The sequence below is a fragment of the Halobacteriovorax sp. RT-2-6 genome, assembly GCF_047085025.1.
GTDB lineage: Bacteria > Bdellovibrionota > Bacteriovoracia > Bacteriovoracales > Bacteriovoracaceae > Halobacteriovorax_A.
On record NZ_JBKIYH010000002.1, the window covers coordinates 168,479 to 183,400 of the forward strand.

The 14,922-nt window shown below is 35.5% G+C and carries 14 protein-coding genes and 1 tRNA gene; 3 read left to right on the forward strand and 12 right to left on the reverse strand.

Annotated features, from left to right (window positions below):
- Positions 1-5: 5 nt before the first annotated feature.
- The gene (locus tag ACMAYS_RS09285) at positions 6-725 is read right to left on the reverse strand and encodes a hypothetical protein (RefSeq protein ID WP_412463143.1); all 720 of its coding nucleotides are present in this window, start codon (positions 723-725) and stop codon (positions 6-8) included.
- Between the two features lie 179 nt (positions 726-904).
- Positions 905-1,270, reverse strand: coding sequence for a VOC family protein (locus ACMAYS_RS09290; RefSeq protein WP_392992453.1), 366 nt, complete (start codon positions 1,268-1,270; stop codon positions 905-907).
- Positions 1,271-1,332: 62 nt separating this feature from the next.
- Between ACMAYS_RS09290 and ACMAYS_RS09295 the strand changes: the two genes are divergently transcribed.
- Positions 1,333-2,043, forward strand: coding sequence for a helix-turn-helix transcriptional regulator (locus ACMAYS_RS09295; RefSeq protein ID WP_392992455.1), 711 nt, complete (start codon positions 1,333-1,335; stop codon positions 2,041-2,043).
- A 69-nt stretch (positions 2,044-2,112) separates the two neighbouring features.
- Positions 2,113-4,104, forward strand: a complete 1,992-nt coding sequence (locus ACMAYS_RS09300) for a DEAD/DEAH box helicase (protein WP_412463144.1) — start codon at positions 2,113-2,115, stop codon at positions 4,102-4,104.
- A gap of 87 nt (positions 4,105-4,191) precedes the next feature.
- Here ACMAYS_RS09300 and ACMAYS_RS09305 read toward each other — a convergent pair whose 3' ends face one another.
- The 4 genes from ACMAYS_RS09305 to ACMAYS_RS09320 form a co-directional block, all read right to left on the reverse strand.
- Complete coding sequence (locus tag ACMAYS_RS09305) at positions 4,192-4,677, reverse strand: GrpB family protein (RefSeq protein ID WP_412463145.1); 486 nt, start codon at positions 4,675-4,677, stop codon at positions 4,192-4,194.
- A gap of 1 nt (position 4,678) precedes the next feature.
- Positions 4,679-5,095 carry a hypothetical protein gene (locus ACMAYS_RS09310; RefSeq protein ID WP_412463146.1) on the reverse strand — a complete coding sequence of 139 codons (417 nt, stop codon included), beginning with the start codon at positions 5,093-5,095 and terminating at the stop codon, positions 4,679-4,681.
- Positions 5,073-5,657 (reverse strand): GrpB family protein, encoded by a 585-nt coding sequence (locus ACMAYS_RS09315; protein ID WP_412463147.1) that lies wholly within the window; start codon positions 5,655-5,657, stop codon positions 5,073-5,075. Before ACMAYS_RS09315 ends, ACMAYS_RS09310 begins: the two co-directional genes overlap by 23 nt.
- Positions 5,658-5,727: 70 nt before the next feature.
- A tRNA-Phe gene (locus ACMAYS_RS09320) sits at positions 5,728-5,803 on the reverse strand.
- A 108-nt stretch (positions 5,804-5,911) separates the two neighbouring features.
- On the opposite strand from ACMAYS_RS09320, the gene ACMAYS_RS09325 reads away from it, so the two are divergent.
- Positions 5,912-6,694: an alpha/beta hydrolase gene (locus ACMAYS_RS09325; protein WP_412463148.1), complete on the forward strand. Its 783-nt coding sequence runs from the start codon at positions 5,912-5,914 to the stop codon at positions 6,692-6,694.
- Here the strand turns inward: ACMAYS_RS09325 and ACMAYS_RS09330 are convergent.
- The 6 genes from ACMAYS_RS09330 to ACMAYS_RS09355 form a co-directional block, all read right to left on the reverse strand.
- Positions 6,686-7,405 carry a hypothetical protein gene (locus tag ACMAYS_RS09330; RefSeq protein ID WP_412463149.1) on the reverse strand — a complete coding sequence of 240 codons (720 nt, stop codon included), beginning with the start codon at positions 7,403-7,405 and terminating at the stop codon, positions 6,686-6,688. The genes ACMAYS_RS09325 and ACMAYS_RS09330 overlap by 9 nt on opposite strands.
- 165 nt (positions 7,406-7,570) lie before the next feature.
- On the reverse strand, positions 7,571-8,344 hold the full coding sequence (locus ACMAYS_RS09335) for a TIGR02147 family protein (RefSeq protein WP_412463150.1): 774 nt from the start codon (positions 8,342-8,344) through the stop codon (positions 7,571-7,573).
- A 6-nt stretch (positions 8,345-8,350) separates the two neighbouring features.
- Positions 8,351-9,994 carry a hypothetical protein gene (locus ACMAYS_RS09340; protein ID WP_412463151.1) on the reverse strand — a complete coding sequence of 548 codons (1,644 nt, stop codon included), beginning with the start codon at positions 9,992-9,994 and terminating at the stop codon, positions 8,351-8,353.
- A gap of 192 nt (positions 9,995-10,186) precedes the next feature.
- On the reverse strand, positions 10,187-11,185 hold the full coding sequence (queG, locus tag ACMAYS_RS09345; protein ID WP_412463152.1) for a tRNA epoxyqueuosine(34) reductase QueG: 999 nt from the start codon (positions 11,183-11,185) through the stop codon (positions 10,187-10,189).
- A complete protein-coding gene (pyk, locus tag ACMAYS_RS09350) occupies positions 11,182-12,873 on the reverse strand; it encodes a pyruvate kinase (RefSeq protein ID WP_103217999.1) in 1,692 nt (563 codons plus the stop codon). The genes queG and pyk overlap by 4 nt, the downstream gene beginning before the upstream one ends.
- A gap of 43 nt (positions 12,874-12,916) precedes the next feature.
- Positions 12,917-14,887 carry a hypothetical protein gene (locus ACMAYS_RS09355; protein WP_412463153.1) on the reverse strand — a complete coding sequence of 657 codons (1,971 nt, stop codon included), beginning with the start codon at positions 14,885-14,887 and terminating at the stop codon, positions 12,917-12,919.
- Positions 14,888-14,922 lie beyond the last annotated feature (35 nt).

Sequence of the window (14,922 nt, forward strand, 5' to 3'; positions counted from 1 at the left end):
AATTATTATAGTTTAGACCAAGAAAGATTACTATAATGATAAGTAAAACCAGTATTTTTACTCTTAGAATTATCAATTATTCGAAGTTCTGAATTTTCTGAATCAAAAGATATCGCCGAATTAAAGCTACGATAGAATTCCTCTTTAGTAGGATGATCATCGCAAACCAGATTAAAATCTTCATTAATAATATTGTGACCAATTGCGTAGTGTAAAAATGCAGCAACATCACTTGTGTGAACTAGATTAACATTAGTTTTTGACTTTGATAGCTTTGACATTTTCTTAGAAAAGAATTTTGGATGGCGTTTACTATCAATAAGGCCACCTGGCCTGACAATTACATAATCATCCAACTGTGATATCAATTTTTCGCACTCAATAAGCTCTTTAGCATTTCTTGTATGACCAACTTTCATACTATCTTCATTTATCTGGCCTGTGCCGAAAACCGAAGTCGAACTAATAAAAATAACTTTATTTAATGGCCCTAAATCATCTAATAGTTTTTGAAGTTTAAGAGAGTATTCTTCGACAGGTGGAAAAGAAATGATAATAACATCAAAGTCCTTTGAAGCTTTCCAGCTCTCACCTAAAGAGAATTCGATGAGGTTAGTTTCTAATTCATCTGACTTTCTTCTTGTCCCAATTACTTCGTGTATTTTATTTTGCGAAAGAAAGTGCTGTCCTAAATGTCCAAGTCCTAAAAAGAGAATTTTTTTCATAAGTAATTATAGTTATAAAACAAAGACTCAGGAGAATACAAATTTTAAATAACGAATAGGTGTTATAAAGTTTGAAATACGACAGTATAAAAAGGGGAAAACCGAAGTCGGTAAACTTCGGCTTTTAATGGTAGCCCAGACGATATTAATTATTGCATCCCTAGCCTATAAACAAGTATTTAACTATCTGATAAATTGACTCTAATTCGATGACCATCAGGGTCAACGGCCACAAATGTTAAACCGAAAACTGCTACCTCAAGCTCTTGCTCGATTTTAACGTCATTGGATTTCCATTGTTCATAAAGCTCCCTCACTTTATCTTCTGATTCTACTTGGAAAGCTAGTTCTGTTCTATGCCCTTCTCCCCCTGATACAAAGTTCTTTGCCTTTGTTGACCAGAGACCTAAATTCAGGCCATTCTCAAGTTCAAAACATTGGTAACTTGGAAATCCAACAGGTTCCTGGCCTAATAATACTCGATAAAACTCACTACTTTTAAGAGGGTCATCGACGTAAAGTATTATCAAATTTGGCGAAATCATACATATCTCCTTTTTTTCTACTTTATCACATGCTACTGTCAAAAAATGGCAGGAGACTTTTCATGACAAGAACTGAACGATTATTAACTTTGATGCAAGTCTTAAGGCAAAACCAATATCCCGTAACTGGATCAAGACTTGCTGATGAATTAGATATCAGCATAAGAACTTTATATAGAGATATTGAAACCCTAAAACAACAAGGGGCCAGAATTGAAGGTGAAGCAGGTGTTGGTTATATCCTAAAACCAGGTTATTTTCTGCCTCCACTTATGTTCACTCAAGATGAAATTGAAGTCTTAATGCTAGGACTTCACTGGGTAAAAACTTTTGGTGACATATCACTAGTTTCTCCATGCAAAACAGTTCTCTCCAAGGTCTCTGAAGTTCTTCCTAAATCAATGACAAAAGAATCCAATTATAACTATCTTAGAGTCGGGCCACCACCTTCAAAAGAGCTTATGAACGAAGATCTCTCTGAGTTTAGAGAAGCAATAAAAAATGGAGAAATTATTAGAATTAATTACTCTCTAAAAAAACAGAATAAAATAAAAACCTTTACTGTATGGCCTATTAGCATAGGATACTTCTCGAAAAGTAGAACTCTTGTGGCCTGGAATCCCAAAGAAAATAAATTCTCATATTTTGAAACCAACAGAATTGAAAGCATGTATCTTAGTGATAAGAAGTACCCTGTAAAACAAGAAGTCCTGTTTAAGCAATGGCATTCAATTGTACTAAGTGAACTAAAAAAGACAAAAACAAGCACTTAAACGCAGTAAATACAATTAAATTTAAGAAATTACTTAGATTAGTGCGTCGTTTAACGTATATTGATTGCTATGACAAATAATATACCATTTGAAGACTTTAATTTAAGCGCAGGCCTCCTTGAATCCATCAAAAAATGTGGATTCACAACAGCAAGCGCCATCCAAGAACTAACAATAGATCCAATTTTAGAAGGTAAAGACATACTTGCTCTTGCTGAAACAGGCTCTGGAAAGACTGCGTCATTTGCAATCCCGATCATCGAACATATCATTCATGATGACCTCGTGGAAGTTGATGAGGTTCATTACGTTGTCCTTTCTCCGACAAGAGAGCTAGCGCAACAAACAGCAAAGGTCTTTAAAGATCTAGGTAGTGACTCTGGAATTAAAACAGTTTGCGTTATTGGTGGTGAAAGCCTCGAAAAGCAAAAAGAGCAAATAAACAAAGGTGCTCATATCATTATTGCAACCCCAGGACGTTTAGTAGACCTACTTAAGCAAAAGGCCGTCCTCATTGATCGCACTTACGGAATCGTATTTGATGAAGCTGATCGATTATTTGACATGGGCTTCCAAAGAGATATTGAATACACACTTGGCCAAATGCCAGATGATAGACAATTAATCATGGTATCGGCCACGACTAATATGGCAGTTCTAAATACGGCCTACAAGTTCAACTCAACTCCAATTGAGATCAAGCTAAATGAAGACAATATGGTTGTTGATCACATCGATCATAAGCTAGCGATGATTAATGAAAATGAGAAGATGGGACTTCTTGTCAACCTCATACGAAATCACGAAGATGCATACGCCCTAGTCTTCTGTAATACTAAATTTCAAACACACTTAGTTGCTGAATGGCTGATCGCAATGGATTTCAAAGCAAAGGCAATTTCAGGTGGCCTTTCTCAAGTTAAGAGAACAAAGCTTATCAAAGACTTTAAATCGAAAGAGACGACAATCCTTGTTTGTACAGATGTTGCAGCAAGAGGTCTCGACATAAAAGATGTTAATCTTGTTATCAATTACGATCTTCCACAAGATGCCGCAAATTATGTTCACCGAATTGGTCGAACAGGTCGTGCAGGCTGCGAAGGAGAAGCAATAAGCTTTTGTTCATTTGATGACTGTGAATACCTAGATCCTATTCAAGATTTTATTGGTGATAAAATTCCAAAGTTAGACGTTGGCCCAGAAGATATATCGAAAAATCTTTCAAAAAAGCCATTCATTGACCGCAAAACTTTTAAAGTTGTCGATAGAACAACTGGCAAACCATTAACACAAGAGCAAAAAGATCAGCGCAAGAAACCTCTACGCAAAAAAGCCCAAAATAATGTAAAGAAGAAAACTTCAGAAAGAGATAAGAAGACAACTGAAGTAGCTGTTAGGCCAGTTACAAAACCGATTAAGAAAATAGAAAAGAAACCAAATACACCAACGTTTACGATTCAAGCAGACTCTCAAGAAAGTGCGAAGGCAGCCGCTCTTGCATTCTTTAAGATAAAGTATGATTCACAACTAAGCCTTGATGAATCGACACAGGGACGCAAGAAGTTCTTCTTATTTGGAAAGAGGCTTACAAAGTTCACTTATAGCCTTAGGCCAACGTATAAAAAAATCGTGATGCCATTTCTAATTAATCTTATTAAAAAGGCAAACTTGAAGCTATTTGCAAAGTTCTCATTTAATGGAAAGGATATTAAGATCTTCTTTTCTGGAGCAGATGAGAAAATGTTAACAAGAGATAATAATGAACTACTCCAAGCTCTTGAGCACCTGACAAGACTTCACCTTTACAACAGTGTTGAAGTTCCTAGAGAAGTTAGACTAAATTTCAAGTGTAAGGGTGTAAAGAGTCAGGAAGACAGTCTTATTAAGATGGTTGAGCGTGAGACAGCTAAAGTTCTAGACTCTCGCGAGCCAGTAACACTAAAAGCATTAAACGCATCAGATCGCAGACTTGTTCATCAACACCTTGATAAGCATAAAGAAGTTAAAACAGTCTCAATTGGTGAAGGCCGAATGAAGAAGATTAAAATAACATTGGCCTAATCTTTTGTTCCAGGTACTTTTCACTTGCCGTACGTAAAGGAAGAGCACCTGGAATGCATATTCTATAAATAGGGCCTTTGATTCTTTTTATTCCATCATGAGGCTTTTCAATAGACTTTCAACCCATTTCGATTTTTTGCTTCTATATTCATCTTCATTAAGATGAGAAGAACTTCGTTTGAGCTCATTATACTCTTCAACGAGAGAAGGTTTGGTAGACAATATTTTTTTAAATTTCAAAAAGTCTTCAAATTCACTTCCATTCTCCACTAACTGGATTGCTACATCATGATTATATTTTTCTGTAATCAGCATGCAAAGCTGAGGAGTTCTTAAAGAGCCCTCTTTCTCAACGTAGCCAAGGTTCTTAATTGTTACTAAACTTGATTCGAAGTCTTTCTTATCCACGCCAACAAAAACATCTAAGTCTCCTTTTGAGACAGCACCAGGGATTGATGATGCTCCAATATGAATGATTCGAACATTAACAAGATGTTGAGATAGCTCAGACTCTAAGTCCTTAAAAATTTCATTCACTTTATCTTGATAGTCTTGTGCTTCATAAAATTTCATACTACTTCTTTCTTACAAGATAAGACATATCCATTTTTTGAATATTTCCATTTATCCATGTTTCCCTATGAAAAACATACTTATCTCCCATAGTATAAAGCCTAAACTTAAAAATCATCTCCTCATGTTTCCCCTCTAGATAATATACATTCCCCTTAACAATCCCCTCTGCTCTGAAAGGTCCTTGTGACATGATAACTTTTTCACCTTTAACTTCTAGGCACATATCCTTAGTTAAATCTTTTCCGTCTCTAAACCCATGCGCCGTGATTGTAATGACATGCTCACTCTTACCAACCATCGTTTCAGGATAAACTTCTCTTTTGACTTCTTTTCCATTTGAAATTTCAAAGCTAACATTATCCCACTCGCCAATAAGAAACCCCACCAATGGGTTATATAATTCTTTTGTCTTCATAAAGAGAACTCCTTTCTTTATATGCCTCTTTTAATAGCTCTGAGATAATTTCTGTTTTTGCATTTGAGTATTCACTTCTTGGTATATCCAAAGATTTTTTAAGCTCTTCATATCTCAATGCTGCACTTGGATTGGAAATAAGATAATCTTTGAAAATAATATGGTCTTTAAGTTCCTTACTACCTGATTCAAAGATGTGAAGATGACAAAACCCTTTTGTCTTTTCGAAGTTATAGAGAACAGAGTATCTCCTACCTTCGATCCCATATTCACCTTTATATTCGTAACCGAGCTTCTCAAGTAAATCTTTCTTTTTATCTAACTCTTCTAAACAAGAAATCTCACCAACGATATCAAGTATTGGTTTTGCGACAATATTTGGAATTGCAGTGCTTCCGCAGTGGTGCAATTTTAACGAATTAATATTTAATGATTCAACGATTCGATTAGATTCAAACTTGAAGACATCACGCCATTTATTATTATGATCTACAAGACGAACTTTGTTATCCCTTTCCAGGCCCAGGCCGTGCTCTTCAAAAACGGTAAAAACTTTTTGCATGAACTTATTTTAGTACGATAAGGTGAAAAATAGGCAAAAAAAAAGCTACTTCAAAGAAGTAGCTTTTTTATGGTGCCCCGACGCGGATTCGAACCACGGACACAAGGATTTTCAGTCCTTTGCTCTACCAACTGAGCTATCAGGGCATAAATGATTTGGTTCCATTAAATTAATGGTTTATGTTTCTTTCGTCAATAGAAAATTAAAAAGTTTTTTAATTTTAATTTGAGATATCTTTAATTATGATGTCTTCTATGAATGAAAAGTTTTTAAGTATCGATAAAATTATTTTAACTCAAGGATCAACAACGGTTAACGCCCTCCTCTTTAGACCTCCTAGTGAGAAGCTAAAAGATACCGGTTATGCGATCTTTACTCATGGTTACACGTCTCACAAGATCAGTATTTTCTCATGGGCCCAGAAACTTTGCGATGATGGAATCCCTGCGGTGATTTTTGACCAACCAGGTCATTTCACAGGCTCTTTTCATGATGTTGCTTCGTTTGAAGACTTTAAAAATGACGCACCAATGATTTTTATCCATGCACTAAATAAATTAAAAGAAGCTTATCCAAATCAACAAAATAAACTTCTCGTTGGAGGACACTCTCTCGGTGCCCTTACTTCAATTCTAGCGGTTCAAAATAACTATTTTGAAGGCCTTGATGTATACCACTGCGGTGTTGGCTTTGGCGTTCCACCAGAAGGTGTTACCCACGTTTTTGATACGCCATTTTACCAAGCGACAGTTAAAGCACGAGCGGAACTTGTCTCAAAACACTTAGCACCAGAAATTATGTTTCCTTGGATCAAAGATCAAAAGTTTCACCTAACTCTAACAGGACACAAAGTGCATCTGATCTCAGGGGAAGATGATGTGGTTGTTGGAAAAGAAGGAATGGAAAACTTTGCAAAGATTTTAGAGAACCTTGGCAATACTGTAACAATGGAGAAGCCAGGTAAGCTTGGCCACCATCTTCCAGATATGGCCGGAAGTTTTATCAAGAAGCATGCAAAGAGGATTGGGCTACTTTAAGAAGTAATTCATTCCTTTAAGTAGCTGATGATATCTTCTATCATCTTGAGTATAAAAGTTTATACGATCAGTTATTAATAAAGAATTGTAGTATCTAGCAGCGATTGAATTTTGATGTCTCATTTCAGGATGACTTTTAAAGTCACGATAAATTATTCCATGTAAAATCAAAGCTGCTTTGTTATTTTCATCAAGTTTTTGCCAATATCTTTTATCAATAGAATAGACATAGTCAGAATTATAAACAGCAATTTGCTTTACTTTACAGTCTTGCGAGAGAAATAAGTTTCCAGAGTCTGAAATATCAACAAGATCAATAATAGAAACTTCTCTTCCATCATTTATAAAAGTACTACTACTAATTAAATCTTTCGCCCATTGAATATATCGTTGAAACCTTTTTGTATCGATCTTTTTTATCTTGTTAAGAGCAAAGTAAACTTTCTCTTCAAAACCTATTGATTCATCACCTAACTCAAAAATCCAAGGTCCATCAATTGGGCGAGAAAAAATGTTATAATGATTTTGACCTTCATAAACATCCAGTAATGTAACTGACGACTGGTCTTCACAGATAACAACATCTGCGCCATTACCTAATACATTTCCATTTAAGCTTAATCCATGCTCACTAGTTAAATGATTAATCGTTGCATTTGCAATGAGACCAGTAAAAGAAAAAGTTATATATATTAGTATTTTTTTTATCATCGATTTCTCCCATAAATTTGTATTGAAGAAATAATTAACAATCCAAAAGGAAAAACGCCATAGACCTGAAGCACAAGTGCTTCAAACTGATGAAACATATAATAGTTACAATAAAAAAGGGCCATTACAAGATGGCCCTTTAGTAGTAGATATTTTGTAATTAGATTATTGGTTAGAACTCTTCTCTAACTTTGTAAGTGGATAGAGCTGTATACCCATTTTATATACCTCTGTTAGCTCTCCCGACTCTAATTCTTCAGAGAGTTCAACTAAGAACTCACGAATACGCTTCTTTGCATGTGGCATAAGCTCTGGGTCAATTGCCATCGTTACAGCAGTAATATCACGTCTATCAACATCTACTTTCTCCATTGCTTCTTGAGCAAGACGGAAGCTATCACGATGTGCTTGCTGTAAGCACTCATTTCGAACATTATCACTCGTCTTTAAGCGTTTTTGGCTTCTCTCTAGCTTGCCTTCTTCATTTTCAATCAACATCCCTAATTCAAGAAGTCTTTGAAGCGATTCCTTCACAACATTTTCACTAAGACCAAGTCGCTTTGCTATCCAACTTGAGTCATTAACAAAATCGATACAGTTTATAAGATTCATAATCGCAAGGTGCTGCCATTGACTAATAATTCGATAAGAATCCATCTCAATACGAGCGTGCTCATAAGATGTCTTCATATCTCTTTCTTGTTTGGACTCGACAAAGTACTCGTTTGTGAAGTCTCTAAATTCACTATCATTAAGATTAAGGTTTTTCGCTATTTTTAAAGCAAGGTTTTTTCCAACAATTCGCTTTCCCTTAAGGATACCACTCATTGCACCAGAGTTAACACCGGCCTTATCTGCAAAGGCCCTCATTGAAAAATGAGGGTTCTTAGCTTTTATTGAATCAAATTTCTTATTTAGAAAGATTTGTGCTTGATTCATACTGACCTACATCTTACCAATACAAGTATAGGGACCATTATTATAAACTTTATCGTTAATTAGGAAATTTCCATCTTTTGTCACTTCAACAATCTCACCTTTTTTTAGAATGAGCTCTTTACTGTAATTGTTTAAATAGTCCTCTTCTAAAACAACATAGCGAGGAAGACCATTTTCCATAAAGTACGTAGAGTTTTTTGGATCAGCTGAAACATACATACAATTAATTAACTTAGGAAATTTTGTAATTCTTGTATCTTCTAAATTTGAGATCTTATAAAGATCATTAACCACGTTATAAGTAACTTTCTCATTTAAGCTTTCGATTTCCACTTGCCCCATATCAAATGGCATATTCAGCTCTGAATAAAAGTAAGTTTCAATTCTTTTACCATTTTTAAGATCATATAGGTTACATTGATTAGGAAAATGTCTTTTGCGTAAAGTTGTACAATCTTCAATTTTTTTTGAGTCATATGAATAATTATAGAAATTATCATACCCATTCATTCCAGAGAATTTTAAACCATTAGGGCCATTTTCAGAACTAGTGGTCCATGAACCATAAGTGTATGTTGTGGCATTTAACTTAATATTATTGAACTCACCATAAGTAGAAAGTTTACTTTTAATTCTAATCTTTGAATCATCACCTGTAATGTTATAAAAGCCGGTTTTATCTGCTTTTAGCTTGATTTTTGAATCAAGTTGAATTGGTAACTCTTCATTTGCATCTAAGTAATATATCTCTTCGTTAACACCACATACTAGATTCTTTCCATTAAAATATGTATCACGTGTAACAACACAAGACTCATCTTGATTTCTCGGTTTTCCATCTTTATCTACTTTTTGATATGCACCTAAAGTGTTTAAAAGTTCATTATATAATCTAGAGTCACTAGAGTAATGATCAATTCGATCTGAAACTAGTAATGAATTATAATATCTTGCTGCCATCGAATTGGTATCTTTCTCTTCTGGCTGTGTTCTAAAGTCACGGTAGATAACTTCATGTAAAACCAATGCAGCTTTATGATTATTATCTAAAGCCTTCCAATACCTTGAATCAATATAATAACTTATTCCATTTCCAAGTCTATCATCTCTCTGTATGGCAATTTGTTTTAATTCACAATTCTTTGGTAAGATGACATTTCCAGAATCAGAAATATCAGGAAGTTCTACAGTGAATGGGTCTGCTTCATCATTCACATAAATGATATTATCAAAAAATTCAGTCGCCCATTTTGAATAAATTTGGAAGCGTTTAATATCTGAGTCTTTAATCTTATTTAATGCATAGAACACTTTTTCTTCAACAGAAAGCTCATCTGATCCTAAATCAATTTTCCAACTTCCATCAACAGGACGTGAGTAGATACTAAAGTTATATCGACCTTCATAAATATCTAGAAGTTCTACATACTTTCCATCATTACAAACTAAAACATCTCCGCCATTTCCTTCAACATCGCCACGAAAGTCGATACCGATTCCAGTCGTTAGCTTCTTAAGCTCTTTAATCTCTTTTATCTGGATCTGTAGCTTATTCTTTAAATCAGCAACATTCGGTGACTTAGCTTCATAGTTCGCATATGTATTCAAGGCCATAAGGGCCGAGAAACTCAGTAGTAATTTCTTAGACATAATAATCTCCTGTTAGACACAATTTCTGTTGCAGGATAAATAACAATTGATGAAATAAATTACCATACGGATGAAGCATTTGTGCTTCAAAGCCATGAAGCATATAAGATTTTCAGTGTTTAAAAGGTATTCATAAGCTCTATCTCACTAAAATTACAAGAGCTAAACTTATAGGAATGTCACGATTTGTACCTACTTTAAACTCAAGTAAAGCCTTAGGTTCTTAAGCATTCCCACTCTTCCAGTACGTTCAAGTGGAGTACCTTTGAAGATACGACGGTATTCACGATTACTCATTTCTTCCAGATCGCAGAAGATATCTTCTAGGGGTCTCATTAAAAAGAAGTCGATGAATTGTTTCCCATTTTCTTTGAAGGCAGTTGAGTCGGCCTCAAGCTTTCTTTCCAGTCGCCTATTCCATGGACATACATCCTGACAAATATCACAACCGAAGATTTCACCATTTGCATTTTCGATCCCACTTGGAGGAAAGACTTCTTTAAAATGTTCAATAGTGAAAGTTGAAATACACTTATCAGCAATAATCGTTCTTTTATCGATATCAATTGCACCCGTTGGGCATGCATCACCACAACGCGTGCACTGGCCACAGTGATCTGTTTCAAACTTCTCACTAGGTGCTTCTACTTCCTTATTTAAAAGAAGTGAGCCAATGATAAAGTAGCTTCCAATGTGGCGATTGATTAGCATAGAATTCTTTCCATACCAACCTAGCCCTGACTGATAGGCAAAGTCGCGCTCTAGAATTGGTTGGGTATCAAGAGAGAACTTAAAATCTAGCTCAGGATCTAGCTTCTGCAGCTCTTCTCCAATTGCTTGAAGCTTATCTCTCACTTCATAGTGATAATCGCGCCCCTTGAAGCCCACTACATAATTAGCTATTTTAAGCCCATTGCTCTCACCACTCTCATAAAACTTCTTTGCACTACGAGCTATGTGAGAATAATCAAAAGCGATAACTAGTGTTGACTTAATATCAGGATAATAATTTTTGAGATCTTCTCTTTTGATAGCGCGTTCATCGGCGAGGTAGCCAAGAGCGCCATGAAGTCCATCTTTAATCCAAGCTTTGAAACGTTCTAATGATTTAGGTTTAGATTCAGTGACGACACCCCAAACTTCAAGATCTAGAGTTCTTAAAATATTTTGAATGTCGTCTTTTTTGATCATGACTTGTCGATAATCTCAATTGCACCAGTTGGACAGACTCGAATACATTCGTAATCAAGCGTACAATGTCCAATTTGATCCTTATTAAGCTTTGTCAGTTTTGTCTTCTTATCTGCAACCCAAATCTCATGAGGGCAAATTGAAACACAATTCTGACAAGTAGAGCAGATATTATGATCTAGCAGGATTCTTTTTTTTTTATCTTCTGCAACTTCAAAAGTATCTTTATTAGCATCTTCGTGAGGAGCTTCTTTGATAATCTCAACCTTAACAGAGTTAGAATATCCTTTCGAGAAGATCTTCCCATCACCTAGCGTCACAACAACTTTGTCACCATTATAAAGACCCATTCTCTCCTTTGCCTGGTTAACAACATACTTAACGTATGAGCCAGTATCTTGTACCTCTTCATCAACAAGATATGGGTAAACTCCCCAGTATAAGCAAATGCGTCTTGCTGTACGAAGGTTATGAGTTACACCAGCAACAGGAGTTTGCGGCCTAAACATCGAAACCTTACGACAAGAATTTCCACCTTCTGTTACGGCCAGAATTCTCTTAGCTTCAACTTTTTCTGCAATCATTGAAGCGGCAACCATTACAGATGAGTTCACTGAAGACAAGTCAATATTTCTTAACAGCGGACGCTCTTTAGGAGTCTTCTCCGCTTCAAAAATAATATCATTCATCATCTGCACGGCTTCAACAGGATACATCCCCGATGCAGATTCTCCAGATAGCATTACAGCATCAGTTCCATCCCAGATAGCGTTTGCAACATCACTTGCCTCTGCTCTTGTCGGAGTTGGAGCATCAGTCATACTCTCAAGCATCTGTGTTGCAGTAATAACTGGAATCATGCGGTCATTACATTTTTGAATGAGCTCTTTTTGGATTGAAGGAACTAAATGGTTTCCAACTTCAACACCCATATCTCCACGAGCTACCATAATAACATCAGTAACATCTAGGATTTCTTCAATATTATCTAATGCTTGAGGTTTTTCGATCTTAGAAATAATTGGCACTCTAACTTTTAATTTATGAAGTAAAGCCTTTACCGTCATAATATCTTCTTTCTTACGTACAAAAGATAGAGCGATATAATCAATATTATGTTTTAGAGCAAACATTAAGTCTGCTTCATCTTTGTCAGTAAATGCAGGAGCAGATACTTCACAATCAGGAAGATTAATCCCTTTATTAGACTTTAGCTCTCCCCCAACGATAACTTCAATTTTATAAACATCACGATCTCGTGTTATCGCTTTCGCAATTAGCTTTCCATCATCAAATAGAATTCTTGCACCATCGTGACAATCATCAACAAGTTTTTCATAGATAGTAGGGATATAGCAGTCTTTATATTCAGGGTAGTCCGCTTGTTTAGAAGATGGTCCAATAACCCATGTTTCACCGTTTTTAAGTTGTAATCCATTAGGTAGTTTATCTGTACGAATCTTTGGACCTTGAAGGTCGATAAGAACAGCTACTTCTCTTCCAATATTTTTTGAAGCCTGACGAATATTTGAAATAAGCTGGGCATGAGCTTCATGAGTACCGTGACTCATATTTACTCTTGTTACATTTACTCCTGCAATGATTAATTTCTCAATCATTTCTACAGTATTTGATGACGGCCCTAATGTCGCAACAATTTTAGCACGACGGACTTTGCCCATTCCCATTATCTCTCCCTGAATTTTTATAAGCTTTTTCTTTTTTTAATAATTAAGCTTTACGAGACTCTTGTTGATCCGTAAACATACCGCCACGAATTTCACTCGATCTCTCTTCTAAAGCTTCAGCATTTGCCGCACGAATTTCTTCCATACGGTTTTCATACTGATTAATTAGATTTGATCTTTCAAGTTTTGAGTTCTCATAAAGAGTATTGTATTGATTCTCAAGTTCAGTAACTTTGGAAACATACTTTCTCTGCGACTCATCTCTTTCTCGAGCAATCATATCTTCATAATACTCTACCATTCTTTTAACTTGAATGTCTGCTCTTTGTTTAACCTGAGATAGCCTCTTATCGAACTCACCTCTCAAGTTAGCTAGGTTACTGTGATTTTCACGATCTTTCAATGCTATTGCATTTCTCGTTTCTTCTTTTAGTTGATTAGACTCTAGACTTTGAGTTAATCGAATTCTTTCAATCTCTTTTGCATTTGCTTTCTTAAGTCTGTTTAACTTTGATTCATAAGAAGAGATTAACTTATCGTTTGTTTCTTCTAATTGTTCGATCTTCTGTGTTAGTGACTTAGCAAGCTTATCCTTACTTTCAATAAAGTGTTCTTTTGCTTCTTGCATCTCTTGAGAATGCTTCATATGAGTATCTTGAATAAATTTCTTTGATTCATCCGCAAAGTCTGCCTGCATCTGAGAAACAGCTTCCGTATTTCGATCACTCATTTTTTGAACTGTCTCGCCAAACTGTGCTCTTTGTCTTTCAAGAATTTTCTTTGATTGCTTTTTATCATTATAAGCTTCTAGCTCTTTTTCTTTTACTTGGCGCTTGAAGTTACCTTGTAGCTCTTCAACATCTTTATTAAGCTCAATATTAATATCACTTAGAGTATCACTCTTAAACTTGGCCATATCTTTTTCAAGATCAGCAATATACTCAGATGATTTTTGTTTTTGAGAACGAAGTGCTTCTTTTGTTGATTGTGAGCGACGTCTTTCTTGGATATCAGCATTAAAGCGATCCGTATCAATTTGATCACGAATATTTTTAATACGTGTCTCATATCCCCTTTCCGTTTGCTCTAACTTATCGTTGAAGACATCTTCACGACTTCCACCAGATAACTTCTGATTCATCTCTCGTCTTGCTCGATATAATTCCTTCGCATGACGATTCTCAAGATCCTTTGCATTTTGTGAAGAATCTCTTTGCTCCACCTGTCTTTTTCTTGAGTTTCGATCATTGATTTCTTCAATAGAACTCTTGAAACTTTTTTGGTTTTCAGCAAGTTGCTTATCTTTTTGAGCAGTCATATCTGAAATGCGCTGCTCTTGATAGTCTTTAAGAGACTCTTCTCGACCCTTATGATTCTTTCTTAAGCTATCAACATCATCATTAAATCTTTCATAAAGACGTGCGCGTTTCTCACCACTTTCTTTTAATTGATCCCTGATTTCATTTTCATAATTTGATATCAACTGACGGCGATCTTGTTTTGTTTCTAACTCATGATCGTGTGCCGTATCACGAGCGTCACGGTAAACCTTATCAATTGTCTCATTGAAGTGGTCATTCATCTTGCCCATAGTTGAATCGAATCTTCTTTGTTGTGATGAGAGACGATGATCCATATTCGAATTTTCGGCCAATGTTTTTGACTCATAGGCTTCGCGAATATTTTTAAAACGTGTATCGAATTGATCCTTAATATCCTTACGATCGCGTTCGAACTCACGCTTATTTCCATCTAACTTACTTAGATAATTTTTTTGTTGTTCTTCAATTTTTCTTTTTGTATCTTCCGTGGCCGTTTCTCTGAATCGATCTTGCCTTTCTTCAACTTTATTAAGTGAGTTATCATAGGCTTGACGCTGCTTATTTAAGCGATATTCTTGAGTGTCTTTTAACTCACCTACTTCACGTTTATAATTCTTTCTCTGCTCATCAATTGTCTGCTGAAAGTTCTCGCGGTGTTGTGAAAGTCTCTTTGAATAATCTCTAACGTCCATATTTTTTCCGATTTAGATGCAATAAGATATTATAT

Bases quoted from the DNA above. Each gene is read 5' to 3' on its own strand.
- ACMAYS_RS09285 (WP_412463143.1), bottom strand. From the start codon at position 725: ATGAAAAAAATTCTCTTTTTAGGACTTGGACATTTAGGACAGCACTTT.
- ACMAYS_RS09290 (WP_392992453.1), bottom strand. From the start codon at position 1,270: ATGATTTCGCCAAATTTGATAATACTTTACGTCGATGACCCTCTTAAA.
- ACMAYS_RS09295 (WP_392992455.1), top strand. From the start codon at position 1,333: ATGACAAGAACTGAACGATTATTAACTTTGATGCAAGTCTTAAGGCAA.
- ACMAYS_RS09300 (WP_412463144.1), top strand. From the start codon at position 2,113: ATGACAAATAATATACCATTTGAAGACTTTAATTTAAGCGCAGGCCTC.
- ACMAYS_RS09305 (WP_412463145.1), bottom strand. From the start codon at position 4,677: ATGAAATTTTATGAAGCACAAGACTATCAAGATAAAGTGAATGAAATT.
- ACMAYS_RS09310 (WP_412463146.1), bottom strand. From the start codon at position 5,095: ATGAAGACAAAAGAATTATATAACCCATTGGTGGGGTTTCTTATTGGC.
- ACMAYS_RS09315 (WP_412463147.1), bottom strand. From the start codon at position 5,657: ATGCAAAAAGTTTTTACCGTTTTTGAAGAGCACGGCCTGGGCCTGGAA.
- ACMAYS_RS09325 (WP_412463148.1), top strand. From the start codon at position 5,912: ATGAATGAAAAGTTTTTAAGTATCGATAAAATTATTTTAACTCAAGGA.
- ACMAYS_RS09330 (WP_412463149.1), bottom strand. From the start codon at position 7,405: ATGATAAAAAAAATACTAATATATATAACTTTTTCTTTTACTGGTCTC.
- ACMAYS_RS09335 (WP_412463150.1), bottom strand. From the start codon at position 8,344: ATGAATCAAGCACAAATCTTTCTAAATAAGAAATTTGATTCAATAAAA.
- ACMAYS_RS09340 (WP_412463151.1), bottom strand. From the start codon at position 9,994: ATGTCTAAGAAATTACTACTGAGTTTCTCGGCCCTTATGGCCTTGAAT.
- queG (WP_412463152.1), bottom strand. From the start codon at position 11,185: ATGATCAAAAAAGACGACATTCAAAATATTTTAAGAACTCTAGATCTT.
- pyk (WP_103217999.1), bottom strand. From the start codon at position 12,873: ATGGGAATGGGCAAAGTCCGTCGTGCTAAAATTGTTGCGACATTAGGG.
- ACMAYS_RS09355 (WP_412463153.1), bottom strand. From the start codon at position 14,887: ATGGACGTTAGAGATTATTCAAAGAGACTTTCACAACACCGCGAGAAC.